Source organism: Desulforamulus hydrothermalis Lam5 = DSM 18033 (genome assembly GCF_000315365.1).
GTDB lineage: Bacteria > Bacillota > Desulfotomaculia > Desulfotomaculales > Desulfotomaculaceae > Desulfotomaculum > Desulfotomaculum hydrothermale.
In genome coordinates this window covers 66,734-93,042 of sequence record NZ_CAOS01000011.1, presented here as the reverse complement: position 1 = coordinate 93,042, position 26,309 = coordinate 66,734, and the positions used below count along the sequence as shown (strand labels likewise).

The following is a 26,309-nucleotide window of genomic DNA, read 5'->3' as shown; positions in this document are numbered from 1 at the left end:
GGTTCACCCGGGGCATATGAGTATATAGTATATAATCCAAGCTACCGGCTATCTGACCGTCCCCTCAAAGCAACTGCCGCCAATAAACTCCCGGACAATCGAGTTTAAGGGCACCTCATCCATACCCAGGGGTGCAATATAGCGAAGGAGATTAAGCAGCCGGCCGGCTTCCGCAAATTCCGGGTGCTCCGGCTTGATTTCCTTAAGATGCGGTTCTACGATGGGCTTTAATACCGCCAGTTCATAGGGCAAGGCAGAGTTAAACATAACATCGGCGCTTTCCTGGAAGGGGAAAATGTTCTTCTCCTCACCCCGTCGCACCGAAGGCCACATGGCCAGGGTTTCCCTGGCTGAGCGGCCGCGGCACCGCTGATCCCGGGCAATCCGCCGCAGCAGCCGGACATCCGTGGTGGGTATGCGGTTCTGGTTGTCCAAATTAATCTGGGTAAGGGCGCTGACATAAATCTTAAACTTTCTGCCCTTGGGAATAGAGCCGGTTAGCAAGTCGTTGAGGCCGTGAATACCCTCCACCACCAGCAAATCGGCCGGCCCCAGTTTTAACCGCTCGCCGTGATATTCCCGTTTGCCGGTTTTAAAATTAAAGTAAGGCAGTTTAATTTCTTCGCCCTGAATCAGCTTGATCAGGTGATCGTTGAATAAGGGAATATCAATGGCCCTGATGCTCTCAAAATCGTAGTTGCCGTTTTCATCCCGGGGCGTGTGTTCCCTGTCTACAAAATAATCGTCCAGCGAAATGGCCACCGGCCGGATGCCATTAACCTGCAGCTGGGTGGACAGCCGCTGGGCAAAGGAAGTCTTGCCGGAGGAAGACGGCCCGGCTATTAAAACAATTCTGATGCGGTCAATGTTGTCGGCAATCTGGTCGGCAATCTGAGCAATTTTCTTTTCGTGAAAGGCTTCCGATACCCGGATCAAGTTGGCCACATCGCCGCCGGTAACCATATCGTTTAAGGACACCACATTGTTAACCTTTAATATGTTGGCCCATTTTTTGGCCTCAAAGTGAATATTGGCCAGTTTGCCCTGCTCAACATAAGGAGGTATTTCCAGCGGGCTTTCGGTTTTGGGCAGCTCAAGGATAAAGCCAGGCAGGTAAAAACGCAGGCGGAATTGCTTTAAGCAACCGGTGCCGGGCACCATGGGCCCATGGCAAAAATCATAATAGCCGCCGCAGGCGTAGATGGCCACTTCATCACCGGGCAAGTATTTGAGCAGTTGAATTTTGTCCACCTGTCCCGCCTCGGTAAACAACCTTTCGGCATCCTCCTTGTTCAGGACGGTGTGCAGGAACGGTTCATCCGCTTCGATAATATAACGCATCTGCCGCTCCACCCGGGCTATGTCCCGATCCCGCAGCGGGCGGTCATAGTGAATTTCTCCATACAAGCCGTTCCCCAGGGTATGTTGGATCACAGCCGTACTGCCGGGCAACACTTCGGCTACCGCCCGCATCAAGACCATGGTAATACTGCGGTGGTAAATCCGCATGCCTTCAGCCGAGGCCAGGTTCACCAGGCGCACTTCACAGGATGTTGTCAGCGGTGTCCGCAGATCCTTGAGCAGATTATTGATGCCGGCAGCCACTACCGGCATGTTTTGCGGCGGGTGCATCTGCAACAATTCCAGCACGGTTGTACCGGGGGCTACCTCATAGGTGTAATCCCCGTCTACCTGAACCTTAATTAATTCCTCCATATTGAACACCTCCCAAACAATCAGTCAGTTAATTAAAGATATTATAGCGAAAATTTTCACAAAAAGCCACCGTTGCGAAAATTTTGCATCAGTCAGTAACCGTTTGTGCCGTAAATTAATAACTGCCTGTGCAAAATCGCACAGGCAGTTCGTAAGTTAACCCATCAAGCAAATAAGAGACCGTGCACCCACCTTCGAGATATGGCTTCCAAGCGTACCAACGCAGGTTGCTCAGACCAGGCTGCCTTGCGGCACCCGCAGGGTTTCCCTTAGTGCTGCTTCCGTCAGGACCTGACACGGTTCGAGAACCTGCGCTGCGCAAGACCCGATCCTCAACGCCCCTTACGCTGGCCAGACCTCACAAACCAACCCCTATGGCGGGAATTCAACCCAGCTACAGCGGATTGCTGGTACAGGGCACCGCTACCTCCCCGTCTAGCACGGCCATAGTACAAAACTTTACTGGCGGAGAGGGCGGGATTCGAACCCGCGAATGAGTTACCCCATTACATGATTTCCAGTCATGCGCCTTCGACCAGACTCGGCCACCTCTCCATTAAGCATATTAAGTTTTTGCCAACAGGCTACATGTTTGATTATATTAATTTCTCCCGGGCAAGTCAAGAGCCAATTATAGACAAGTAAACATAAAAAGACCGGTCAGTCTGTTAATTAGCCTTAAGACAGCAGACAAACGTTATCAAAACAAAGAAATCCCAATTGCCATGAGAGCTGACTTAGTGCAGTCGGTGCGTAGACCGGAGCTAAAGGGGAGGATAAACCACCACAAAATGTTGTCAACATTTTGCAGGCCGCCTTTGTGAGGCGGCCGCGCAGGTTATTGCAGGGTAAGGTTAATAATTGTATAGTTGCTCTGGTCTTCCAATTGCTTAATCAGCTTGATTTGCTGGCTGATGGCATGGTTGAGATTGGTTAATTGCTCAGCCGTTGCCGGGTCATCCTTGGCTGCTGTTTGAGCGGCCAAATCAGCCTGCTGCGCCTGTAATTGCTCCAGCAGGGCAACCGCCTGTTTATGCTGGGCGCTTAAATCCCTTTCAACGGGCATGTCGGTAATTACTTCCCCCAGCGCCTTCAACTGACGCTCAACCGTCTGGGAACGGCCGGCCGGCACTTTCAGTGCCAACATGCCGATACCGTTATCCTCACTGTAGGGTACCACAATGGAACCGCCCGCCTGCTGGCTGATAGCCGCCACTGACTTGAGGGCCGCATCCAGTTCCGGCACATCCAGCTTTAAAACGGCCGTTCGGGCTGTCATGCCCTCGCTGGACTGTGGACGGTAGCTCTCAGGCATAAATTTTTTCTCGGGTTGGTTGGCCGCTCCGGCCACCGCCCCCTGTTCTGCCGGCTTATTCACTGCTTGGCTCGACTGGGCAGGCGTGGTTGCTTTGCCTGTTTGACCGGGTTGTACAACCCCTGCCTGTTGTTTAACCTGACCGTCCGCCGGTTTCTCCTGGTTGAGATTGCTGCCGCTCAACTGCTCAACCAGCGCCGGTTCCTGAGCAGTATTCTGTACCGGAATAAATTGATGGCCTTCCTTTTCCCACAGGGCAGTCAGCCCCAGGGTCATGGCCAGCACAGCGGCCACGGCGGCCGTACGGTACCACCCCTGGCGGACAACCCCGTTAATGCGCGCAAACCAGGTTGTGTGCCGGGGCGCCTGGGCCGGCAAAGCCAATCTATCAATTTTTTCCATTAAACCAGCCCGAAAACCGGCTGGCGGAGCAATTTCCGGAAGTTCCTGCAGCAGGGAAAGACAGGACCGTAATTCTTCCCATTCGGCTCTGCATGAGGGACAACCGGCCAGATGATCCTGCACGGCTGCCTGTTCGGCAGGATCAAGGGCTCCATCCAGGTAAGGTGACAGCATCTCTAATGCATCCTGGCATCGCACGGAACATCCCTCCTTTTACTTTGGTAGACGTGTATGGCAACATAATTGTTCCAGCTTTTCGAGGGTTTTCCAAAGGCATTAACAGTAATTTATTTTACCTTGATTTTATTTTATGCCACCGCCGGGCAAACCGAAAGTTGTAATATCCGAATGTTTTGGCAAATCCTGCAAGAATAAAAAAACAGTTGCCAAATGCAGCTAATCTGTTTATAATTCATTGCGTAAACATTAAACAAGATAATAAACAGTTACATGACCGGCGGGATTATGTGGAGCACCACAGGGGATTGTAACTGTCAAGCTGCCGACCGCCTGGGCAATCAGTGCAATGCTTTTGTCATTGTGTGATGGCCCGGGCGGTTATTTATTTTTTATGGGGAGTGAGGACACTATGACCAGACCGGAATGGGACGGATTTCGGGGCGTAAACTGGCAACAAAAGGTAGATGTGCGGGATTTTATACAAAACAACTATGCCCCTTACACCGGTGGCCCCCGGTTTCTCTGCCAGGCCACCGACAAAACCAAACAATTGTGGCAACAGTGCCTCAGCCTGTTTCAAGCAGAACGGGCCCAGGGCGGTGTGCTGAGCATTGATACCACCCGGGCCGGCGGCATCACTGCTTACGGTCCCGGTTATGTGAACCCGGCGCTGGAAGTTATTGTAGGGCTGCAAACCGAAAAACCGCTGGAGCGCTCGGTTAATCCCTTCGGCGGCCTGCGCATGGCCCGGCAGGCCTGCCAGGCCTACGGTTACAACCTGGATCCGCAGTTGGAAGATTTTTTTGCCAAGTACAGAAAAACTCACAACGACGGGGTTTTTGACGCATATACCGAAGACATGCGTCTGGCCCGCAGCCTGGGCATTATTACCGGCCTGCCGGATGCCTACGGCCGGGGCAGAATTATCGGTGATTACCGGCGGGTTGCCCTGTATGGCACTGACCGGCTGCTGGATCACAAAGAACAAGACCTGGCCCGCCTGTCCAAGCAGCCCATGACGCCGGAAATCATTCAGCTGCGGGAAGAAATCAGGGAACAAATTAAGGCTTTGCAAGAGTTAAAAACAATGGCCGCCGGTTATGGGTTTGATATCAGCCGCCCGGCCGCTGACGCCCGGGAAGCCTTTCAATGGTTATATTTTGCTTACCTGGCAGCTATTAAGGAGCAAAACGGCGCTGCCATGTCCCTGGGGCGGGTAAGCACCTTTTTAGACATCTACATTGAAAGGGACTTGCAAACCGGCCGCCTAACCGAAGCAGCCGCCCAGGAGCTGGTGGACCAGCTGGTGATTAAGCTGCGGTTGGCCCGGCAGTTAAGAACGCCGGAATACGACCGGTTGTTTGCCGGTGACCCCATGTGGATTACCGAAGCCATCGGCGGCCAGGGCCTGGACGGCCGCACCCTGGTTACCAAAAACTCTTATCGTTTTTTGCAAACCTTAATTAACCTGGGGCCTTCCCCTGAGCCCAACCTGACGGTACTGTGGTCTGAGAATTTGCCCGCTCCCTTTAAGGAGTTTTGCGCCGCCGTTTCCATTAGAACCAGTTCGGTGCAGTACGAAAATGATGATTTAATGCGGCCAATCTTTGGTGATGATTACGGCATCGCCTGCTGTGTTTCCGCCATGCAAATAGGCAAGCAAATGCAGTTTTTTGGTGCCCGGGCCAATCTGCCCAAATTGCTGCTGCTGGCCGTCAACGGGGGCCGGGACGAGATTACCGGCCGCCAACTGGCGCCGGCCATCCCCTTGCCGGAAGGCGAAGTGCTGGATTATGAAAAGGTAAAAAGCAATTTCCTGCAGTTGCAGGACTGGCTGTGCCAACTATACGTTAATACCATGAATGTCATTCACTACATGCACGATAAGTACGCTTACGAGCGCCTGCAAATGGCGCTGCATGACAGCCAGGCAGACAGGCTGATGGCCTTTGGCCTTGCCGGGCTGTCGGTGGTGGCGGATTCCTTCAGTGCCATTAAATACGCCAAAGTATACCCCTTGCGCAACCCGCAGGGAATTGCCGTGGATTTTAAAATTGAGGGGGACTTCCCCAAATATGGCAATGACGATGACCGGGTGGATCAGCTAGCGGTTGAGCTGGTGCAAAGTTTTCACGCCAACCTGCAAAAATATGCCGCCTACCGGCAGGCCCGCCATACCTTGTCAATCCTGACCATTACCTCCAATGTTATGTACGGCCAAAAAACCGGCGCCACGCCGGACGGCCGGCCCCGGGGCGCCGCCTTTGCCCCGGGTGCCAACCCTATGCACGGACGGGATACCCAGGGTGCCCTGGCCAGTTTAAACTCGGTGGCCAAATTACCTTACCGCTCCTGCCTGGACGGCATCAGCAACACCTTTTCCATCGTACCCCGGGCCCTTGGCAAAAGCCACGCCGACCGGGTAGCCAATTTAATCAACATTCTGGACGGCTATTTCAGCCAGCAGGCCCATCATTTAAATGTTAACGTTTTAGATCGGGAAACCCTGCTGCGGGCCATGGAACAGCCGGAACAATACCCCCAGTTAACTGTCCGGGTGTCCGGATATGCGGTACACTTTACCAAATTATCCCGGGCTCACCAGTTGGAAGTTTTGCAGCGCACCTTTTTTGAACGATTTTAAACGGAAAGGGGTTAACCGGATGACCCAAGGCCGTATTCATTCTATAGAAAGCTGCGGCACCCTGGACGGGCCGGGACTGCGCTGCGTGGTTTTTTTGCAGGGCTGTCCCCTGCGCTGCCGCTATTGCCACAACCCGGATACCTGGCAGCCCGACGGCGGCCGGCCGGTGGCGGCCGCTGACCTGGTGAAACAAATTTGCCGCTTCCGGCCTTACTTTAAGGGGCAGGGGGGTGTCACTTTATCCGGCGGCGAACCACTGTGGCAACCGGACTTTGCCGCCGCCCTGCTGCAGGGGTGCCGGCAGGCGGGCATTCATACGGCGGTGGATACCTCCGGCTGGGCCGACCCGGACCACCTGGCGAAAGTGCTGCCCTACACAGATTTACTGCTGCTGGATGTTAAGGCGGCGGAGCAAGACCAGTACCGCTGGCTGACCGGTCAAGACTGGCATAAGTTCCTGGCCGCCCTGGATTATATTAAACAAGCGGCTATCCCCCTCTGGCTGCGCTATGTTGTTCTGCCGGGCATTAATGATCAAGCCCGCCATCTGACAAAGCTGCGGCAGCTGATTAAACACCTGGGCAGCCAGGTAGCCAAAGTGGAGCTGCTGCCCTACCACCCCCTGGGCGTCCATAAGTGGCAGCGGCTGGGCTATCCCTATACTCTGCACCGCCTGAACCCTCCCGATCCGGCTGCTCTGGCCGCCCTGGCTTCCCTGCTGCCCGGTGCCACGGCAATGTTTAACGATATCTGAGATTGGCGTTTTGCCAATCTCTCAGCGTGTCGACAAACATTATCAGTGGTTTATGATCCCCTTTGGCTCCGGTCTACGCACCGACAGCACTGTGATTCGCTACGGTCGCCCTTGGGGTCGCCTCAAACGGGCCATCCTGGCCCGGTTCGGCTGGCGCCCACGTCCTGTGGGCGCCACCCCAATGGCTCCTTCGCTCATCAAGTGCTGTGACCGGTGCTTCGACAAGTCGCCGGCAGGGGATCATAAAACCACCTTAATTTTTGTTTTGCAACCTTTGTCTACAGTCTGTGAGATTGGCGTTTTGCCAATCTCTTTTTTATTGTTTTGTAATGTTAAACCAGAAGTTTTTTAATATAAAGGGCGTATAATCTAAACAAAATTCTGATTGTTTTTTTTGATTGCCAAATTATATACTTGCTCTATAAGACGTTTTGTCTTAAATAAGACAAATAATTAAGGATAAGGGGTGAGTTGTTTGACCAGGCATTAACGCAAATTTTGATTAAGAACTAACTAAGGAAAATACTTTATAAGGGAAAAGAGGTTTGGTATGAAATTATCTGTCGGCAAGAAAATTGGCGGTGCGTTTTTTACGCTGCTGGCTTTGCTCAGTATTATCACCTTTTTAAGCATTAAGGTGACGAGCGCTACCCAAGCGGAATTGCAACTGTTAAATACCAGCTCGCAGCATTTAAGCCTGGACTACCAGATACAAAACAGCTTTCAGGGAGTTGCCCTGGCCCTCCGGGGTTACGCTACCTACGGCGACCCGGCCTTTTTGCAACAGTACCGGGACCAGGTGGCCCATACCCAAGAATTAATCCGGCAGCGGATCCAAAATGCCGCCCCGGAAACCAAACCCAAATTGGAAAAGCTGTTATCAGATTTTACTTCCTACGAGCAGCAACTATCCGGCCGGATGATCCCCCTGCTGCAGGCAAACAAAAAGGAAGAAGCCCTGCAGCTGGGCCACACCCTGACCCCCTTGACAGCAAGCATTAACCAAACTTTGCAGCAAATGATCCAGCAAAACCAGGCCAAAAATAACGCCGCTATTGACGAAACCGTTTCCCAGGCGGCCCAGGGCAGGCAATGGGTCACGGTTTTCAGCGGCCTGGCCCTGCTCCTGGGTATTGTCTTATCTGTTATCATTACCAGAAGCATCACCACCCCTTTGCAAACCATTAACCAGGGTGTCAAAGTCCTGGCGGAAGGGGATTTCACCAGGGAAGTGGCCGTGTCCGCCGGGGATGAAATTGGCCAACTGGCGGCGGCAGTTAACAGCACCCGGGAGCAATTAAAAAATCTGGTCAGCGAAATTACTGAAATTGCCCAGACAGTGGCGGCCCAGAGCCAACAACTGGCGGCTTCCGCCGAGGAAGTCAGCGGCACCGCGGAAGAAGTGGCCGGTACCACCAACCAGGTGGCGGCCATGGCAGAAAAAAGCCTGGCCAATGCCCGCACCACCGTGGCCGAATCCCACAAGGTGCTGGAGGTGGCGGCCGCAGGGGGCACCACCGTCCGGCGCACCGTTGAAAAAATCAATGCCATTGCCCGGTCGGTGGAAGCCGTGCACCAATCGGTACAAAGCCTGGGGCAGTTGTCCGAAAAAATTGGCAGCATCACCGCCCTGATTACCGGTATTGCCGACCAAACCAATTTGCTGGCCTTAAACGCTGCCATTGAAGCAGCCCGGGCCGGCGAACAGGGCCGGGGCTTTGCCGTAGTGGCGGAAGAAGTAAGAAAACTGGCGGAACAATCCGCCACAGCCGCCCGGGAAATCGGCCAGCTGGTGGTGCAAATCCAGAGCGGTATTGGCGTGGCGGCCCAGGCCATGGCCCAGGGCACTGCCGATGTGCAAGAAGGGGTTAATCTGGCCTCTGAGGCCGGCCAGGCCCTGGACAATATTATGCAGGCGGTAACCGGCAACATTGAGCTGGTGGAAGAAATTGCCCAGGGAGCCGGCCAAACCAGCGAAGGTACCCAGCAGTTGTCTGCCAGCAACCAGCAGGTTACTTCCACCATCCAACAAGTGGCCGGCGCCACCCAGGAATTGGCCAACATTGCCGGCAAGCTGCAATCCTCTGTGGAGAAGTTTAAAATCTAAGTTATTTACAGGGTTACTACCACTGTATGCGGCCGGCCGTCATCCTGCAAGTCAACCCGGGCTTCTCCTTGCCCTGACAGTTCTGTCCGTTGTCCGTCCACCTCCAGGGATACCGGCCCCCGTCCCTTACCCGACGGGTTTTGTACGGTAATAAGGTAGCGGGTGTTGCCAAAACGGTAGCTAACCGAAAATTGCGGCCATTCCCCGGGAATACAGGGATTGATATACAGATGCCGACCCCGCCGGCGCAGGCCGAGAATCCACTCCAGCCCCGCCTGGTACATCCAGCCGGCGGCGCCGGTGTACCAGGTCCAGCCGGCCCGCCCCCGGTGGGGTTCCGCTGTGTAAACGTCGGCCGCCATCACATATGGCTCGCCGGCATACCGAAGCACCTCATGGCTGGTGCGAGTATGATTGAGCGGGTTTAACATGTCAAACAGTTCAAAGGCTTTATCGCCTTGGCCCAGCCGGCACCAGGCTGCAATACTCCAGATGACGCCATGGGTGTACTGGGCGCCGTTTTCCCGAATACCGGGCGGGTAACCCTGAATGTACCCGGGACTGGGTTCTGTGCGGTCAAAGGGCGGCGTTAAGAGGCGGGCCAGGGAAAGCTCCCTGTCCACCAGTTCACGGTCAAAGGACTCCATGGCCTGCCGGGCCTTATCGGGCGGTGCCCCGCCGGCCAGCACCGACCATGATTGGGCAATGGCATCAATGCGGCATTCCTGGTTGTAAACCGAACCCAGCCATTGGCCGGCATCCGTAAAGGCCCGCCGGTACCACTGCCCGTCCCAGGCATGCCGGTCCAGTGCGTCGGCCAGTTGACGGCTCACGGCACGGTAGCGGTCGGCCCGCTCCCGGTCGCCCTTTTCCTGGCACAGCCGGCTGAAGCGCTGCAGCACCTCATAGAGGAACCAGCCCAGCCAAACACTTTCACCCCGGCCGGCGGCCCCCACCAGACTCATTCCGTCATTCCAGTCACCAATGCCGATCAGGGGCAGCCCGTGTTCGCCAAAGCGTTGCAAAGAACGATCTATGGCCCGCCGGCAGTGTTCCAGCAGGGTGCCCTCCTGTTCGGATACCAGAGTGGGTTCGTACCGTTCGTGTTCACCTTCCTGCAGCGGTTGACTGTGCAGGAAAGGCACCCGTTCATCCAGAATGGCCTGATCCCCGGTATGTTCAATATACCGGGCGGTGGCATAGGGCAGCCAGAGCAGGTCATCCGAAAAGTGCGTACGGATTCCCCGCCGGGTTTCTTCGTGCCACCAGTGCTGCACATCTCCTTCCTCATACTGATGGGCCGCATGCAGCAAAATCTGGGCTCGGGTAAGATCCGGCCGGCTGTGCAGCAGGGCCAGGGAATCCTGCAGTTGATCCCGGAAGCCGTAAGCCCCGCCCGCCTGGTAAAAAGCGGTTCTGGCCCACATGCGGCAGCCCAAGGCCTGGTAAAGCAGCCAGCCGTTCATTAATATATTCATGGCCGGCACCGGAGTAGTAACCGTCACCTGTTCCAGCACCTCCGACCAGAACTGCTGCACCTGCTGCAGGGCCTGCCGGCAGGCAGCCGCCCGGCTGTATTGTTTAGCCAGCCGCACCGCCGCCGTCTGTGAACTGTGGCAGCCCAGCAGGATAATTACCGTACGGGTGGCGCCCGGCGCCAGGGTAAACTTTGCCTGCACAGCGCCGCAGGAGTCATGCAAGGGGCCGGTTAAGCCGGACAGCTGCTCCCGGGTCAAGGCAGCCGGCTGGGCCGGCGTACCGTTGCGGCCAAGGAATTCCTGGCGATCAGCTGTCCAGGACAGCTCCGCCCGTTCAGCCGCGGCGTCCTGCGGTTGCACAAACAGGCCCAAGAAGGCCACCGCTTCCCGGAAGGCTTCTTGATAAGCATTGCGGGCCAGCAAGATACGGGCAGACTCATCCCAGTGGGTGATAATGTAAGGGGCAGCGGCCGGACGGCGTACGCCCAGCACCCATTCGGCGTAATAGGTAACCGACAGGCGCCGCGGCTGTTGGCTCAGGTTATGCAGCTGCAGTTGTATCACCTTGACCGGGTCTGCCGGCGGTACAAAAACCGTCATATCCTGCCGGATGCCGTGCCGGGTATGCTCAAAACAAGTGTAGCCCCGGCCGTGGGTAACCAGGTAAGCCGGATCTGAGGGGTGGCTGGAACCGGTAACGCACCAGTGTTCGCCGCTTTCTTCATCCCTCAGGTAACATACTTCACCGGGCGGGTCCAACACCGGGTCGTTTGACCAGGGCGTTATTTTGCACTCCCGGCTGTTGCGCCACCAGGTATATCCGGTACCCCGTTCGGATACCAGGCAACCAAAGCAGGGATTGGCCAGCACATTAATCCAGGGGGCCGGCAGGTGCCGGCTGTTTTTTAACAGCAGCCGGTATTCCCGGCCGTCCGGCGTAAAGCCGCCCCAGCCGTTAAAAAATTCTAAGGGCGGCAGCTGCACCGGTGCCGTCAGGTGGGCAAACCTGTGCGGCGGGGCGGTGGGTACCAGGGGTGGCGGCAAGGCCGCCGGCCGCCGGGGCAGCCGGGTTTGCACCTTGATGCCAGGCCCCTCGGCCCGCAGGATCAGCCTGGCGGTGGCCAATAACAGGGTTCGCTCGGCCGGCGTCAGCCGGTCTTGCTTAAGGATAAAAACGCCGCCGCTGCCGGTTCCCTGCCACCGCATCACCTGTTCTGCCGTCCGTTGCAGCGCTTCTTGCAAATCCTGGCGGTAGCCGCCGGATGATTCATTCAGCAGCACCAGGTCGAACAACAGCCCCAGGCGGCGTAAATACTCGTGACCGGTTAACATTTTAGCTGCCAGGGGCAGGCCGGCCCGCTCCTTAACCCGAACCAGCACCAGCGGCAGGTCGCCCGAGATGCCATACGACCACAAACTGCTCTGGCCCTTCTCATTTTGGGCAATACTTGATTGCCGTTCCGGTTTGAAGGGAGGCGTGTACAGTACCCGGCCTGCCAGTTCATGCCAGGCCAGGGCTTCTTCAGGCGTCAGGTGCAAATGGCGCAGCTCGATCTGGCTGCGGTGCCAGGCCATTTGAAAGGTGCGTTCCACCACCAGGTCGCCGGCAAAGCGACCGATTATATCCAGCGCCGCTTCCCGGCTGTCAGCCATGGCGGTAACCGCACACAGCTGTACTTGCCGGCCGGGCCGGATGCTTACCCGCCGCCGCATAATCAGGGCGGGATCCGCCACCGAACCCACGGTGCCCCGCAGGCGGCTGCCGATGCCCTGGGGCGAGGCCAGGCTGTGACCCCGGCCGATAAAAGCAGCCCGGTCGGTTTCATATTCCACCTGCCCGCTGTCGGGCGCCAGGGCCAGCAGCGAGTGAGCCGCCCAGACGGCTTTTTCCCCGGTTTGGCGTGGCCGGCGCCGGGCCAGCAAGGTTTGCCCGGCCTCATCATATTCGGTATGAATGAACAGCTTACTGAAAGCCGGGTGGGCTTCATCAGCCTGCCAGGGCGCCAGTACCGGCTCCAGGTAAGTGGTAACTTCCAGCAGCCGTTCCTCATCCCCGGTGTTGGTTAGGGTTAAACGGCGCACTTCGGCAGGCCATTCCGGCGATACGCAAATTTCCAGGCTGGTTTCAATATCACCGTCGACCCGCATAAAGGTGGCCCGGTCCAAAGCAAACTGCGCCCGCTGCTGCGGGGCGGGCACCCGGCAGGGATGAAAAGCAGGCGACCACACGCTATCCCGGGTAACATCCCGGATATACAGGTAGCTGCCCCAGTTATCCAGCACCGGGTCTTCCCGCCAGCGGGTCACCGCTAACCCCCGGTAGCTGCTGAAACCGCTGCCGCTGTTGGTAACCACCGTCATAAATTCCCCGTTGGACAGAATACATGCCTCCGGAGCGGGGGTATCTGCCGTCAGGTATTCCCGCTGCCTGCCCCTGGCCGCCGGCTCGTGATCCGGCAGGGGTACCCAGGCCAGGGCCGGGTGTTTGACAATGCGGGGCCGCACCGGGAGGCGTTCCTGCAGCAGCAGTTCCGCTGCCCGCACCCGTTTGTCACGATGAAAGCGCTGATATATTTTTTGGGGCAGCAGCAGGTTGGCCAACGTCAGCAGGCTCATGCCCTGGTGATGAGCCATAAAACTGCGGATAACCATCGCCGTCCGGTCCTTGGGCAGCCGCTGGACGGTAAAATCAACCGCTTCGTAAAAACCGTACCGCCCCCGGGCCCCCAGCTCAGCCAGTTTGTTTAAAGATGCCATGGCGGCCGCCCGGTCAAAGGGCAGGGCCATGACGGCGGCATAAGGGGCCACCACCAGGTCTTGCTCCAAGCCCCGCTTAAAGCCCAGGCCGGGCACACCAAAGGCCCTGTACTGGTAATTCATCTGATAATCAAAGGCGTAGTAGCCGGATTCCGAGATACCAAAGGGAACCCCCCGGCCGGCGGCATAATCAATTTGCCGCCGCACCACCGCCCGGTAAGTGCTGTCCCAAATACTGTGGGGGTAGGTGCGCATGAACAGCCAGGGCATTAAATATTCAAACATGGTGCCCGACCAGGATAACAGGGTAACCTGCCGTCCGATGCGGGTTAATGTCCTGCCCAGGGCATGCCAGTGGGTTACCGGCACCTGACCCAGGGCAATGGCAATAAAGCTGGCCAGCCTGGCCTCAGAAGCCAGCAGGTCGTAAAGAACCTGATCCAGCCGCTCCAGGGCGGCATGGTAGCCCAGGTTGAACAAATTGGTCTTATGGTCATAAAGGGGTCGGAAATCCGTTTCTTCAATTAATTTGTTCAGGCGGTGCCACAACTGCCGCGCCCGGGCCGGCCAAGCCCCTGCCGCCCCGGCCGGCGGCCGTTCCGCCCCTTGACGGTCAGCGGCCTGCGCAGCGTTACCCTGTTCCAGCCATTCCGCCAGGCCCTCTTTAACAACCATTAAGCACCCCACCAGGTTGCCGGAATCTACGGTTGATACATACTGGGGCGGCAACGGCTCCAGGGTTTGCGTATCATACCAGTTATAGAGGTGGCCATGCCATTTTTCCATTTGTTCAATGGTGCCAACCGTACGTTCCACCCGTTCAATCATACCCGGCATATCAATGAAGCCGAAATCCCGGGCCGCCAGCACGCAAGCCAGGTACAGCCCGATATTGGTGGGCGAGGTGCGATGCGCAACCCCGTTGGGCGGTTCCAGTTGCAGGTTGTCCGGCGGCAGCCAGTGATCGGCGGCTGTTACATAGTCCTCAAAAAATGCCCAGATTTCTTGGGCCAGTTGGCGCAGGACCGCCTCATCCGATTGGCTGAGCGGCTGTTCTGCCGCCTGCAGCGGCCGGTCCAGCCAGCGCACCGCCAGCGGGGCGGCCGCCCACATGCCGCCCAGCACCGGTGCGGCGCCCGGCAGGGCGGCTTCGCTGCCAACCACCGCCAGGCCAAATAAGATGATTAACAGATAGCCGCCCCACATGCCCAGCAACACCGGGTGGCGCCCGCCCCGGCTGCGGCGCTCCACTTCGGCGGCGCTAACCCATTCCAGCAATTGGCGTTTGGAAACCAGCAGGCGGTACAGGGTGCGGCCAATGGCGTCCAGCAGCAAGGCACTTTGAAAGGGCAGGGTTGCCAGGTTGAGCAGCACCTGGCCGGCGGTGGCCAGTGTACTGCGGGGACGCCAAAGGGTGCGGCGGACAGCCAGCAACTGGCGCACCAGCGGCAAACAGAGGGTGGCCAGCACCACCGCCAGCCAGCGCCCAGGGGCACCGGGCAACACCGTCAAGCCCAGCAGCAGTACCGCAAACAGCGCCGGCGGCAGCATACTGCGCCGCAGGTTGTCGATCATCTGCCAGCGGGTGAGGGGAGATAAATCAACCGGCTGCGGCCGGCCCCGCCGGTCCGCTACCCTTCGCCCCAACCAGGGCAGCAGCTGCCAGTCGCCCCGCACCCAGCGGTGCAGCCTTTTTTGATAGGCGCTGAAGGTGGAAGGCTGCTCATCCACCAGTTCAATATCAGTCAAAAGCCCGGTGCGCAAAAAGCCACCTTCCAGCAAATCGTGGCTGAGCACCCGGTTTTCGGGAATGCGTTCGCATAAAACCCGGTCAAAAACAGCCACATCGAAAATACCCTTGCCGGTAAAAATGCCCTGCCCCCAAACCATCCTGGTAAGGGTCGGAAACCGCAAAGGCATAGGGGTCAACGCCCGGGTCGGCAGACCACAACCAGGCAAAGCGCGAGGCCATAGCCGACCGGTAACTGACGCCAATCCGGGGCTGCAAGACGCCGTAACCCTCTACAACCCGTGTTCCGGCAGCATTTAAGCGGGGCCGGTTATAGGGCAAATGCAGCGTACCGATCATCCGCCAGGCGCTGCCCATGGGCAGTTGCGTGTCTGCGTCAAGGGTAATCACATAGCGAATGCGGGGCAGTACGGATGCGTCACCCACCACCAGCTCATAGCCATCGGTGCTTCGCCCCCGCAGCAGTTCTACAAATTCAACCAGGGCGCCCCGCTTGCGCTCCCAACCCATCCAGGCGCCCTGGGCCGGGTTCCACTGCCGGCGGCGCTGGAAAAGGTGGAAGGAATTGTGGCCGGACCCGGCATACTTGCGGTTTAATTCCTCAATGGCCGCCCGGGCGGCGCTTAACACCGCAGCATCGCCCGGCTGCCGGGCGGCCCTGGCGTCTGCCAGGTCACCCAACAAAGCAAAATGCAGGTTGCTGTGGCGGTTGGCCAGGTAATGCAGCTCCAGCCGGTCAGCCATTTCTTCTACTTCTTCCACACTGGACCAGATTACCGGTATAACTACCATGGTGGTTGCTTCCGGCGGAATGGTCTTGGCAAAATCGTATCTTAACAGCGGCCGGGGCGGCCGGCAGCACTCAATTACCAGGTGGGCTGCCGTTACCGCCCATTCGCTGGCCGGCAATGCCAGTGCCAGCACTATCGGCAGCCAGGGCAGGCCTGCCGTACCCCGGCCAATCCACAGGGCCGGCAACGCCAGGAAAACCGCCCACAACACCAGCAGCATAGCAAAATAGGTACCCACCGTCTGGCCGGTCATGCCCCTAACCGTCCGGCGGCCGATTTTACCGCAGACCTGCAAGGCCTCCCGCAGCTCTTTAATGCCGTCTGATTCCAGCAAGTAATAGGGGACAAAGGCCCGGCGGGGCAGCTCAGCCACAGCCGGGCCGGCTGCGGCCGCTTCGTCGGCTTCCCCTTGGCGGCAGCTTTCGTGTGCCTGAGCTGCCAATTCCACCGCTTGTTTGGCTACCAGGTTTTCCGGCACACGCATGCGGCGGGCTAACTTTTGCACTTGCCGGCGCAGCAAGTCCCGGCTGGTAAAATCAAGCAACGGGTAAACCCCGGCACTTTCCTGCCGCAGGGTTTGCTCCACCAGACAAATTTGCTCAAACCGCCGGCGCCAGTCCCAGCGCGCCACCCGGCGCAGGCTGCCAATCAGATTGCCGGTGGTTGCCTGATAAGCCGCCTGCAGTTGATACTCGTAAGAAACTATCTGGTCGAGGCTGTCCGGGCCGTTTTCCAGTTTGCACAACAGCCATTGCCGGAGGGTAGATGTATCTTCCGCCAATTCCCGCAGGTGGCGTACCAGCTGGACAATCAGCAGGCCGGACAACGGCATTTCCTGGCCGGCTTCTGCCAGGGCGTTGTTCAGCGTTTCCGGGCTCAGGTGAGCCGGATCAATGCGGGCTAACAGCCCTTCCACCAGTTTGCCTGCCTCCCGGTGCCGGCGCACGGTTTGCATTACGGAGGCCAGCCGCCGGATTAAAGCCAGGCGCAGCACCGGCGGCACCGCCCAGGTTTCAGCCAGGGTCAGTACCGCTACCTCCTGGTAAAAATTTAAGTACGACAGAAAGCCTTCTTCATCAAGATTGCCGTCCACATGTTCCAGATAATCATTACATACAGCCAGCAGCCGGTTTTTGCCTGTGTCACGCAACACCGGCAAATCCCGCAGCAGGTCGCCGGACAGTTGTTGGCGTACCGCCAGAATTTGATCTTCAATAAATTCAGCATGATCCAGCAGCCATTCTTCGGCCGGCTGGGTACAATCGGTCCGGTCCTGCTGCAGCAGGGCAATAAAACTCCGCAGAGATCGGATATCGGCAGCCACCTCCCGCCACAGGCGCCGGGCTGACCAGGGTTTTGGGCCGGCATCATGGGTTAAGGCCAGATCGTGTGCTTTTTGCCTCAGTTGTTCAGTATGTAAAATCATCGGGTCACCTATCTATAATTAGAATTTATACTTGTGCTAACAAACAGCCAAAAGGCGGCAACATTTTAAATATTCCCATTTAAGGTAAGAATTATTATCTAAAATGTTATTACTAAGGCAAAAGCTGACACATCCGGCCTTATAAACCGACCGGCTTTTAAAGCAGCAAGGAGTAAAGCAGGCCGCTTATTTTCTTGCCCAAATATAAAGCCGACCCCCGGGGTTCCTTAATGGTACCCGGCAGGTCGGCCTCCGGTGTAAAAGCCGGCTTGCGCATTTCCTTTGCAGTTATAATTCATGAGTCCTGAATTTTACATAAAAAGTTGTTCCCTCGGAACCCGTGGTAAAATCAATGGCAGCCCCATGCCGCCGGGCAATGCCGTAGCAAACCGCCAACCCCAGGCCGGTTCCCGTTTCTTTGGTGGTCAAAAACGGCGTGCCCAGTTTTTCAATTACAGACGGATCAATGCCGCTGCCCTGGTCTTGTACCGCCAGCACAACCTCCTGCTTATCCAGATAGGTTTTGACCGTAAGCGTGCCCCCGGGAGCCATGGCTTCCAAGCCGTTGCGCACCAGGTTCAGCAGCAGCTGTCTGATATCCTTGGCGTCCAGCAGCAAATCGGGCAACGGGGCGGTTTGTATGATCACATTTTTATTGCTGTTTAAGGCATCCGCCCGGATTAACTCGGATACCGCCCGCAGGATGTCATTTAAGTTGTGCAGGCGCAAATTGGCTTTTTTATTCCTGGCCAGGGAGAGAAACTCGCTGATGATGCCGTTGGCCCGGTCCAATTCTTCTATCATTAAAGCATAATATTTTTTATATTGCCGGCAGTCCGCTTTTTCTCCCAGTATCTGCAGGAATCCCCGCACAGTGGTTAAGGGGTTTCTAATCTCATGGGCCAGGCCCGCCGCCATTTGCCCCACCAGGTTAAGCCTGTCCAGCCGGGCCAGTTTTTGATCATTTTCTTTACGGCCGGTAATATCCCTGAAGTAAACCGACAGACCGTCAGGGGCGGGGTAAATATTCATCTCGCACCATTTATCGTAATACACCGACCGGTACTCAAAACAAACCGGCAACTGGCTGGTTTTGGCCCTGAGGCAATAGCTGCCAAAATCTGTTTCGATGGTTTTAGGGAAAATGTCCCAAATACATTTTCCCAGCAGGTATGTTTTGTCGATATTGAAATATTTCTCTGCTTCTTTGTTAATATATGTAAACCGCCAATCGTTATCCAGCGCAAAAAAACAATCTGTAATGCGCTCTAAAATATTGGTTATTTTCTGGTTGGTTAACTTAAGGGATATTTCAAACCTCTTGCGTTCATCAATATCAACCCAGTAGCCGATAACTTCCGACGGCTTGTTATCCCGGTCAAACAGCAGTTTGGCTTGTTTATAGGTCCATTTATATGTTCCGTCGGCACAGCGGAAGCGAAAAACCCCCTCTGCCGCTCCTTCCTGCAGCAGCTTGTTTTGAGCTGCCGCCACTTGGTTTAAGTCGGCCGGGTGAATACGCTGCAGGAAAAAATGGGGCTGCATAAAATCTGCCGCTTCATAACCAAATACGTCTCTTATATTGCTGCTGATAAAACGGGGCCGCCAGTCACCCCCGGCCTGGCAGGTAAAAAAAATAACAGGGGATTTGTCCAATAAATACAGTAATTGTTCCTCTGTTAGCACCGGTTTTCGTCTGTTGTTTGATTCAGTTTGGGCAGGTTGCACACATTGCCTTAGCTCCGCCATCTCATCTAAACGCTCCCGGCTTCAGGTTAACTTGAAATATGATTAGTACATTTCTACGCATAATGACAAAATCCTTTGTTTTAAATCAAAAGCCCGGCATTGAATAAACCATGCCGAGCCTTTGGGTTTTAAGCAAAAGTATTATTTTTGGCTGCTGCCTGCCGCCATAGTTTCGGCCAGCTTTTGCTTATCCTGGCCTTTATGTCGCTATATTATTGAAATGTGTAACAACTACTTTGTTACACTATGTTCTTTAATCCAACGGGTTATATACTCCTTAGATAATATACCCTCCGCTATGGCAAATCCTAAATCTACAAGTTCATCCTCGATATATTCAATACGATAATCGTTATAGTCCAGCAGGATTAGCATTAAGTAAATACCCATCCGCTTATTACCATCAACGAAAGGATGGTTGTTAATGATCCCGTAACATATAGCAGCTATTTTACTTTCTATATCCGGGTAAAGATCTTGTCCTTCAAAGGTTGCCTGGGCATTGTAAATTGTCAACGCCGACTTTATTTTGACCCACCATCGCCGGTTTAGAATTGACCCACCCGGCGATTTTTTGTTGGTTAGGTGGTAGAGGGGGAGCCGTAGGCTCCAGTCCTCATCTTCTCACGAAGTCGGTAACTATTCCCCCTAATATTGACGATGTGGGAATGGTGTAAGAGCCGATCCAGGATAGCCGTAGCAAGTATCGGATCGCCCATCAGTTCCCCCCATTCACCGAAACTCTTGTTGCTGGTCAACAGAATACTCCCTCTCTCGTATCTTGCACTTACTACCTGGAAAAAGAGGTTAGCTGCCAAACTGTCAAACGGTAAGTAACCAATTTCGTCAATAATCAGGAGCTTTGGTCGAATATAGATGCGTAGGCGTTTATCCAGCCTGTTTTCCGTGTAAGCTTTTCGCAGATCTTCGATGAGTTGCGAGAGACTGACAAAGTAAACGGATATCCCTTGCGAGATGGCTTCTACAGCCAACGCCACCGCCAGATGACTTTTTCCTACTCCGGGAGGCCCTAAGAACAAGACATTCTCGTGTCGGGTTACAAAAGTCATCGTGGCCAGCTCTCGAATCAACCGTTCGTCAATGCTGGGTTGGAAAGCAAAATCGAACTCCTCCAGCGTTTTTCGGTAAGGCAAGTGTGCGAGTTTGGTGCGTACCTCCATATTCCGTTTTTGACGTTCCGCTATCTCTGCATCTAGAAGCATGTTGAGAAAGGACAGATAGGTGGGCTGTCCATGACTTGCCGCTTCCAAATGGGCATCCAAGAGTAGAGCCGCTTGCTGAAGCCCAAGTTCCTCGAGACGTAGCCGTGCTTGTTCCAGTTCAATCATGCTCCCACCCCCGTCAGCTGCTCATAGACATCCAGCGAACGCACTTCCACTTGCTGCGATGAAATCTGTCGGGCTTGCGGACGTGGATAGGCATATCCTTGAGCAGTCGTAAGACCTGCATACTGGTTTTCACAAAAAACAGTTGCACGGGATCGATAGACCTTTTGGTGTCGAGCAATACATGTGCCGTCGGCCCAGATTTCCACCCACCCATTCACTTCTCGCACGGTACCCTCACGTCCACTGTACCTCCATGGAACCCCATATCGTACACCATCGTAGCTAACAAATCCGTCTCGGCTGACCTGTCTTGGTTCATGCAAGTATTTTTCCCATCGTTCAGCTGAAGGGATAGGCGACAGATTTTCCTCACGGAGTCGGTCGATGGGACGTTCGCCGGTTGTTCCATGAATACGGCGGTTAATCCGCTCGCACCAGTGTAGGGCTTGTTGATTGAGATCCTGTAAATCAACGAAGCGTTTGCCAGGAAGAAAGTTGTTTTTTACGTATTGAACGCCTCGTTCCACTTTTCCCTTTGTTTCGGGGCGTCGAACTTTGCATACTTTTGGAACAAGCCCAATCGCTGCAGCAAAGTCGGCAAAAAGCGGATGCCAGCGAGGTTTTCGATCATCTCCCATGCCCAGTACGACGGTTTTCATCTGGTCGGTCAGCATTACCTTTGGGATGCCCCCAAAATATTCAAAAGCATGAATCAAGCAACGAAGAAAGCTGTGAATGTCACAACGCTTAGTGAACTCTATATAGGTGGAACGAGAGTACCCCAATACCATGACAAATACCGGCACTTTTCGGACTGTACCGTCCAAATCTACGTAATCACACAGTCCCCAGTCGACCTGTGCATATTCACCAGGTTTCGTCTCGTAACGAAGAACAGCGGGAACTTGTTTGGGAGGACGGAAGTCCTTCACATAGTCTTTCAAGATGGTACGTCCCCCGGTATACCCCTTTTCTCGTAGAAGATCGAATAAAACCTCGCAGTTATAGATACCTTCTTGAAGACGTTCCTGCAGGAACGGTTTATACGGATCAAGCTTGGAACCACGAGATTTACGGGTTCCCTTTTCGGGGGAGAATTCACCCCGGAGATATCGGCGAACTGTATTTCGAGAATGCCCCGTTAGACGGGCAATTTCACGAATACTCTTGCCTTCTGCCCTCATGGTATGTAACGATATCACTATCCCACTCCTTAGCATGTGTCTCCCTCCGAAGATTAACTTGGCCGTTAATTACGAAGGGGATATATTCGCTAAGGGTGGGTCATTTTCTTTCCGGCGAACCTGGGTCAATTATATCCCGGCGGTGACATAAATAGCTGACTGAAGTAATTTTATGTCTCTTAAACCAGGTGCACCTCCAGTTCTTTGTATCATTTTTTCATGTAATTTGAGAATATAATCAATGGAAAGCCATTTCATTCTGCCAACCTCTTAAAGGCATTGAGGTTCTTTTCTAAAATGTTATCGGCTATTTTATCAAGCTTCATTTCTTCTGCCCGCTGGGCTTCATAATCGTCAAAATCAATAATAAGATACCGCGGTTTATTGTTCTTCATTACAATAACTTTTTTCTTTTCGTCAACAAGACGAGCAATTCTAGAGAAGTTCTGGTTAGCATCCGAAATACTTACTATGCAGTCTGTGTTTATATTCATATGACCACCTTCTTAGAGTTTATTACTTTTATTATACTATAATTAGGATTTATTTAACCTAAAATTTATTCATAGTTGTTACATTTTTGTTACCCATTATTTAGTAAATGTACACTGCTAACAGATTACCGGTTGGCTGTTGCTACGGCCCACTCCTTTGCAATCATCTCAGGTGGCGCGAGGTCCGGTTCACCTTCAGTAAGCAGAAGTTGCATGCTTGACCCTCAATAATCACCGTATTTCCTTTGCCCCGCTCCAGGATACGGGAACCGATGGCTTTGTCTATCTCCAATAATATGAAATGAATTTTTGTTTTGTGAAATCTTATGTGAAATTTTTGTGAAATAGCATAAAAAAACCGCCTTACTTTAGTTAAGTAAAGCGGTTCTCAAGTGGCGGAGAGTTAGGGATTCGAACCCTAGAGACCGCTCATCACGGCCTACTCGATTTCGAGTCGAGCGCCTTCGACCAGCTCGGCCAACTCTCCGAATTACTTATTTCTTAATGTGCGAAAAAACTGCTGCAGGATGGCACGGCACTCATCCTCCAGGATGCCGGCAATTACCTCAACCCGGTGGTTAAAGCGCGGCTGCTGCAGGATATTAAGCACCGAATCAACCGAACCAAACTTAGCATTGGGGGCGCCATAAACTAATCGCTGCACCCGAAATTGCGTGATGGCACCGGCACACATGGCACAGGGTTCCACTGTAACGTAGAGGGTGGCATTGTTTAAGCGCCAATCGCCTAACCGCCCGGCCGCTTGCCGCATGGCCAGTATTTCGGCATGGGCAGAGGCATCGCACAGGCTTTCCCGCAAATCATGGCCCCGTCCGACAATTAGCCCGTTTACCACCACCACAGCACCAATAGGCACCTCGCCCTTGGCAGCCGCCTGCCTGGCCTCTGCCAGCGCTTCCTGCATGTAGTCAGCATGTGTCAAGGCCAAAACCCCTTAACAGCTTCTAGTCGGTTTACCCTGCTTAAAGGGGTACCCGGGCATTTAGCCCGTAAACAACCGTAATTATAGCATATACCGCACTAATTCTCAAGACCTGTTCCAGAACTGATTCGGCGTGAGCAAGGCAGTGACAACATAGTTGATGCAGCAATTAAAATAACCCGGAATCAAGCCAAAAAGAGCAGTGAAAAATTTTTATCAACTGCTTATTTCTTTCGACATAGAATATACATACAATGCTTTATTATAGTTATAAAAGATGTTTGTTGTTTAAATAAATTTTTGCATAATAAAACAATAAATCTTATTTTTATTACATATTAAAACTAACTTATTGAAAGGAGGTGCCACCTGTGAAAGAAGTGTTTTTTGGCACTCTGTTTGGCTTAGCCAACACCTCGGTTTTTTTGCTCTGGCACGGCTTTAGCTCGCACTGGCTGATGTTAATTGCTCCGGCGGTACTGTGTTGTAATGCCTGGCTGTATGTTTTGTATTGTCACAGAAACGGTTCCTGTATGCTGTTAGCAAAAAAAATTACTTTGGGCTACCTTTATGTGGGTGTGCTTTGTTTGACCAACCTGTATTGCAATAACAGTCTTATCGGCAAAACCGGCTTAAATGCTTACAATGTTTTTATACAGTTAGTTATTGTACCGGTAATTTCCTGCTATGTTACGCTTATGATTTGCCGTTTCGATGAGTTAATTAAAACCGAATAGCACCTGCAAACGGCTTGCACCAGACCGAAGCCGTGCAACCGCTGCCGGAACCTGTTTATGGGTTTATGGGTATCGGGTCAGCCGTTCCTGTTAAATTACAAAAGCACTGCGCTGTCGCAGCAGTGCTTTTTGCTTTTACTGTAAATGGTGCGCCCGGGAGGACTCGAACCACCGACACGCGGTTTAGGAAACCGCTGCTCTATCCACCTGAGCTACGGGCGCATATAAATAAGTTGTTAGCTCCAAATACCCACTTAGAACTAACAACATTATGACAGTGGCGTGCCTGAAGGGACTCGAACCCCTAACCTTCTGATCCGTAGTCAGATGCTCTATCCAATTGAGCTACAGGCACATATAAAGGCAAAACAAATATTATCACAGTTTTGCAGCTATGTCAAGCATTTATGGCGTGCCTGAAGGGACTCGAACCCCTAACCTTCTGATCCGTAGTCAGATGCTCTATCCAATTGAGCTACAGGCACATATTGCAAGGAGCTTATAGAAACAACAGGTGTCCCTGTCACAAAACTTATTATATAACAAGTTGAAAAGAAAAATCAACTGTAATTATGTGGCTGTATTACATTTATGCAAATATTACTCCTTTGTCTGGCCTATAATTGCCAGCGTCGCCACTTGATCAGATTTTGAGAAAAACCATGTTGACACTGTTCAGGCTTTATGCACAGGTCGGTTGTTTTTTGCCAATTTTAAAGTTGTTAGCTTCTCAGGCAGGAAAAACAACAAACCGTTAGCTGTTTTGCCAACGGTTTGCTTATGTGGCGGAGAGCGAGGGATTCGAACCCTCGATACAGGTTTACCCCGTATACTCGCTTAGCAGGCGAGCGCCTTCAGCCTACTCGGCCAGCTCTCCGTAATTCTATCTTACCTGGCGGAGGGAGTGGGATTCGAACCCACGGAACCCGTAAGAGTTCAACGGTTTTCAAGACCGCCTCCTTAAACCGCTCGGACATCCCTCCGAACCCGGAGGTGATTCCTCCAAAACAGCCCGAAACCCCAAGCAAGATAGAGTATAACACAGGCAAAACCTGTTTGTCAATTTAATTGTTAAGAGTTATTCATGGTTTTACAGGCTAATCTTCTCAATGCCGCCCATATATGGCACCAACACCGGCGGCACGGTGATGCTGCCGTCTGCTTCCTGGTAGTTTTCCAGGATGGCCGATAAGGCCCGTCCTACAGCAATACCGGAACCGTTTAAGGTGTGCACAAATTCCGGTTTGGCTTTAGGTGCCGGACGGTACTTAATGTTGGCCCGCCTGGCCTGGAAGTCAAGGAAGTTGCTGCAGGAGGATATTTCTTTGTAAGCATTATAACTGGGCAACCATACTTCTATATCATAGGTTTTGGCGGAAGAAAAGCCCATATCGCCGGTACACAGCAGCACCACCCGGTAAGGCAGGCCCAGTGCTTGCAATACCTTTTCTGCATTGGCTGTTAAGCGCTCCAGTTCATCAAAGGATTCTTCCGGTTTGCAGAATTTTACCAGTTCTACTTTGTTAAACTGGTGCTGGCGGATCAAACCGCGGGTGTCCCGGCCGGCTGCCCCGGCTTCCGCCCGGAAACAGGCGCTGTAGGCGCAGTGATAGATGGGCAGCTTGTCGGCCGGCAGGATTTCTTCCCGGTACAGGTTGGTTACCGGTACCTCGGCGGTGGGAATCAGGTAATAGTTTAAACCTTCCAGCTTAAACATATCTTCCGCAAATTTAGGCAACTGACCGGTGCCCACCATGCTGTCGGCATTGACGATAAAAGGCGGAAAAACTTCAGTGTAGCCGTGCTCCCGGGTATGTAAATCCAGCATAAAGTTAATTAAGGCACGTTCCAGGCGGGCTCCCAACCCTTTATAAAATGCAAACCTGGCGCCGGTTACCTTGCCGCCCCGTTCAAAATCAATAATATCCAGAGCTTCGCCCAAATCCCAATGGGCTTTGGGAGCAAACTCAAACTGCCGGGGTTTGCCCCAGCGGCGTACTTCCTGGTTATCCTGGTCATCTTTGCCTTCCGGCACAGATTCATGCGGGATGTTGGGAATTGACAGCAGGATTTCCTGCAGCCTTTCCTCCAGCGTTCTTATTTCGTCATCCAAATCCTTTATCTGTTGGGATACCTGGCGCATTTCTTGCTGTTTGGCTGCAGCATCCTGGCCTGCTTTTTTCAGTTTGCCAATCTCTTGTGAAACCACGTTACGGGTGTTTTTTAACTGTTCGACCACCACCAGCTTTTCCCGGCGCCGGGCGTCCAGTTGTAAAAATTCATCCAAAGATATGTCTGAGCCCCGTTTTCTCAGACCTTCCAGTACCAGTTCGGGATTGCTGCGGACTAATTTAATATCTAACATTGATCTGCCCCCTACAAATTTAGCAGGAATTTAGTTGCCTGGTATTAATGTGGCGAAAAACTGCAAAATTTTCCTTCTGTATTATACTACAACCCCATCCCTTTGTAAAACAATAGGCTGGGCTGCAACCTTGAAAAGAGCAAGCAAGCGGACCGGCGCAGGGCGGTT

16 protein-coding genes, 7 tRNA genes, 1 other RNA gene and 1 riboswitch are annotated in these 26,309 nt (G+C 53.7%); of the genes, 5 read left to right on the top strand and 19 right to left on the bottom strand.

The window, feature by feature from the left end; genetic code table 11:
- Positions 1 to 48: 48 nt before the first annotated feature.
- The 4 genes from DESHY_RS08600 to DESHY_RS08590 all read right to left on the bottom strand — a co-directional run bounded on the left by DESHY_RS08600 (position 49) and on the right by DESHY_RS08590 (position 3,631).
- A complete protein-coding gene (locus DESHY_RS08600) occupies positions 49 to 1,716 on the bottom strand; it encodes a nucleoside kinase (protein ID WP_008412010.1) in 1,668 nt (555 codons plus the stop codon).
- A 180-nt stretch (positions 1,717 to 1,896) separates the two neighbouring features.
- Positions 1,897 to 2,160: signal recognition particle sRNA large type (gene ffs / locus DESHY_RS13660), an RNA gene on the bottom strand.
- 19 nt (positions 2,161 to 2,179) lie between these two features.
- A tRNA-Ser gene (locus DESHY_RS08595) sits at positions 2,180 to 2,271 on the bottom strand.
- A 283-nt stretch (positions 2,272 to 2,554) separates the two neighbouring features.
- Positions 2,555 to 3,631: a zf-HC2 domain-containing protein gene (locus DESHY_RS08590; RefSeq protein WP_008412009.1), complete on the bottom strand. Its 1,077-nt coding sequence runs from the start codon at positions 3,629 to 3,631 to the stop codon at positions 2,555 to 2,557.
- A gap of 242 nt (positions 3,632 to 3,873) precedes the next feature.
- A riboswitch (ZMP/ZTP riboswitch) is annotated at positions 3,874 to 3,956 on the top strand.
- 66 nt (positions 3,957 to 4,022) lie between these two features.
- Here DESHY_RS08590 and pflB point away from each other — a divergent pair.
- The 4 genes from pflB (at position 4,023) to DESHY_RS08575 (ending at position 9,118) form a co-directional block, all read left to right on the top strand.
- The gene (pflB, locus tag DESHY_RS08585; protein WP_008412008.1) at positions 4,023 to 6,257 is read left to right on the top strand and encodes a formate C-acetyltransferase; all 2,235 of its coding nucleotides are present in this window, start codon (positions 4,023 to 4,025) and stop codon (positions 6,255 to 6,257) included.
- Positions 6,258 to 6,276: 19 nt separating this feature from the next.
- A complete protein-coding gene (pflA, locus tag DESHY_RS08580; RefSeq protein WP_008412007.1) occupies positions 6,277 to 7,011 on the top strand; it encodes a pyruvate formate-lyase-activating protein in 735 nt (244 codons plus the stop codon).
- A 52-nt stretch (positions 7,012 to 7,063) separates the two neighbouring features.
- Complete coding sequence (locus tag DESHY_RS14150; RefSeq protein ID WP_162470943.1) at positions 7,064 to 7,363, top strand: hypothetical protein; 300 nt, start codon at positions 7,064 to 7,066, stop codon at positions 7,361 to 7,363.
- A gap of 198 nt (positions 7,364 to 7,561) precedes the next feature.
- Entirely contained in the window at positions 7,562 to 9,118 is a 1,557-nt protein-coding gene (locus DESHY_RS08575) for a methyl-accepting chemotaxis protein (RefSeq protein ID WP_008412006.1), read from the top strand.
- Between the two features lie 5 nt (positions 9,119 to 9,123).
- Here the strand turns inward: DESHY_RS08575 and DESHY_RS08570 are convergent, their stop codons facing one another.
- The 9 genes from DESHY_RS08570 to tadA form a co-directional block, all read right to left on the bottom strand.
- Complete coding sequence (locus tag DESHY_RS08570; RefSeq protein ID WP_207635916.1) at positions 9,124 to 15,273, bottom strand: glycoside hydrolase family 94 protein; 6,150 nt, start codon at positions 15,271 to 15,273, stop codon at positions 9,124 to 9,126.
- A complete protein-coding gene (locus tag DESHY_RS14400) occupies positions 15,185 to 17,320 on the bottom strand; it encodes a Glycosyltransferase 36 (fragment) (RefSeq protein ID WP_008412004.1) in 2,136 nt (711 codons plus the stop codon). Before DESHY_RS14400 ends, DESHY_RS08570 begins: the two co-directional genes overlap by 89 nt.
- Before the next feature lie 288 nt (positions 17,321 to 17,608).
- Positions 17,609 to 19,006, bottom strand: a complete 1,398-nt coding sequence (locus DESHY_RS08565) for a PAS domain-containing sensor histidine kinase (RefSeq protein ID WP_160162491.1) — start codon at positions 19,004 to 19,006, stop codon at positions 17,609 to 17,611.
- Positions 19,007 to 19,300: 294 nt separating this feature from the next.
- Positions 19,301 to 19,585, bottom strand: coding sequence for a type II toxin-antitoxin system death-on-curing family toxin (locus DESHY_RS08560; protein WP_008412002.1), 285 nt, complete (start codon positions 19,583 to 19,585; stop codon positions 19,301 to 19,303).
- 65 nt (positions 19,586 to 19,650) lie between these two features.
- Positions 19,651 to 20,418: an IS21-like element helper ATPase IstB gene (gene istB, locus DESHY_RS08555; RefSeq protein WP_008409491.1), complete on the bottom strand. Its 768-nt coding sequence runs from the start codon at positions 20,416 to 20,418 to the stop codon at positions 19,651 to 19,653.
- Positions 20,415 to 21,638, bottom strand: coding sequence for an IS21 family transposase (gene istA / locus DESHY_RS08550; protein ID WP_008409807.1), 1,224 nt, complete (start codon positions 21,636 to 21,638; stop codon positions 20,415 to 20,417). Before istA ends, istB begins: the two co-directional genes overlap by 4 nt.
- A gap of 218 nt (positions 21,639 to 21,856) precedes the next feature.
- Complete coding sequence (locus tag DESHY_RS08545) at positions 21,857 to 22,096, bottom strand: type II toxin-antitoxin system Phd/YefM family antitoxin (protein ID WP_008412000.1); 240 nt, start codon at positions 22,094 to 22,096, stop codon at positions 21,857 to 21,859.
- A 393-nt stretch (positions 22,097 to 22,489) separates the two neighbouring features.
- A tRNA-Ser gene (locus DESHY_RS08540) sits at positions 22,490 to 22,583 on the bottom strand.
- A gap of 3 nt (positions 22,584 to 22,586) precedes the next feature.
- Positions 22,587 to 23,039, bottom strand: a complete 453-nt coding sequence (gene tadA / locus DESHY_RS08535) for a tRNA adenosine(34) deaminase TadA (protein WP_008411998.1) — start codon at positions 23,037 to 23,039, stop codon at positions 22,587 to 22,589.
- 371 nt (positions 23,040 to 23,410) lie between these two features.
- Between tadA and DESHY_RS08530 the strand changes: the two genes are divergently transcribed.
- On the top strand, positions 23,411 to 23,776 hold the full coding sequence (locus tag DESHY_RS08530) for a hypothetical protein (RefSeq protein WP_008411997.1): 366 nt from the start codon (positions 23,411 to 23,413) through the stop codon (positions 23,774 to 23,776).
- A gap of 145 nt (positions 23,777 to 23,921) precedes the next feature.
- Here DESHY_RS08530 and DESHY_RS08525 read toward each other — a convergent pair.
- From DESHY_RS08525 to serS, 6 genes are all read right to left on the bottom strand, one after another.
- Positions 23,922 to 23,998: transfer RNA gene (locus DESHY_RS08525), tRNA-Arg, on the bottom strand.
- A gap of 56 nt (positions 23,999 to 24,054) precedes the next feature.
- A tRNA-Arg gene (locus DESHY_RS08520) sits at positions 24,055 to 24,131 on the bottom strand.
- Positions 24,132 to 24,184: 53 nt separating this feature from the next.
- Positions 24,185 to 24,261: transfer RNA gene (locus DESHY_RS08515), tRNA-Arg, on the bottom strand.
- Positions 24,262 to 24,559: 298 nt separating this feature from the next.
- Positions 24,560 to 24,653, bottom strand: a tRNA-Ser gene (locus tag DESHY_RS08510).
- 16 nt (positions 24,654 to 24,669) lie between these two features.
- A tRNA-Ser gene (locus tag DESHY_RS08505) sits at positions 24,670 to 24,759 on the bottom strand.
- Positions 24,760 to 24,866: 107 nt separating this feature from the next.
- A complete protein-coding gene (gene serS / locus DESHY_RS08500; protein WP_008411996.1) occupies positions 24,867 to 26,141 on the bottom strand; it encodes a serine--tRNA ligase in 1,275 nt (424 codons plus the stop codon).
- Between the last annotated feature and the right edge of the window lie 168 nt (positions 26,142 to 26,309).

What these genes read in the sequence shown, in the direction of transcription:
- DESHY_RS08600 (WP_008412010.1), bottom strand. Translation starts at nt 1,716, where the DNA reads ATGGAGGAATTAATTAAGGTTCAGGTAGACGGGGATTACACCTATGAG.
- pflB (WP_008412008.1), top strand. Translation starts at nt 4,023, where the DNA reads ATGACCAGACCGGAATGGGACGGATTTCGGGGCGTAAACTGGCAACAA.
- pflA (WP_008412007.1), top strand. Translation starts at nt 6,277, where the DNA reads ATGACCCAAGGCCGTATTCATTCTATAGAAAGCTGCGGCACCCTGGAC.
- DESHY_RS14150 (WP_162470943.1), top strand. Translation starts at nt 7,064, where the DNA reads ATGATCCCCTTTGGCTCCGGTCTACGCACCGACAGCACTGTGATTCGC.
- DESHY_RS08575 (WP_008412006.1), top strand. Translation starts at nt 7,562, where the DNA reads ATGAAATTATCTGTCGGCAAGAAAATTGGCGGTGCGTTTTTTACGCTG.
- DESHY_RS08570 (WP_207635916.1), bottom strand. Translation starts at nt 15,273, where the DNA reads ATGCCTTTGCGGTTTCCGACCCTTACCAGGATGGTTTGGGGGCAGGGC.
- DESHY_RS14400 (WP_008412004.1), bottom strand. Translation starts at nt 17,320, where the DNA reads ATGATTTTACATACTGAACAACTGAGGCAAAAAGCACACGATCTGGCC.
- istB (WP_008409491.1), bottom strand. Translation starts at nt 20,418, where the DNA reads ATGATTGAACTGGAACAAGCACGGCTACGTCTCGAGGAACTTGGGCTT.
- istA (WP_008409807.1), bottom strand. Translation starts at nt 21,638, where the DNA reads ATGCTAAGGAGTGGGATAGTGATATCGTTACATACCATGAGGGCAGAA.
- DESHY_RS08545 (WP_008412000.1), bottom strand. Translation starts at nt 22,096, where the DNA reads ATGAATATAAACACAGACTGCATAGTAAGTATTTCGGATGCTAACCAG.
- serS (WP_008411996.1), bottom strand. Translation starts at nt 26,141, where the DNA reads ATGTTAGATATTAAATTAGTCCGCAGCAATCCCGAACTGGTACTGGAA.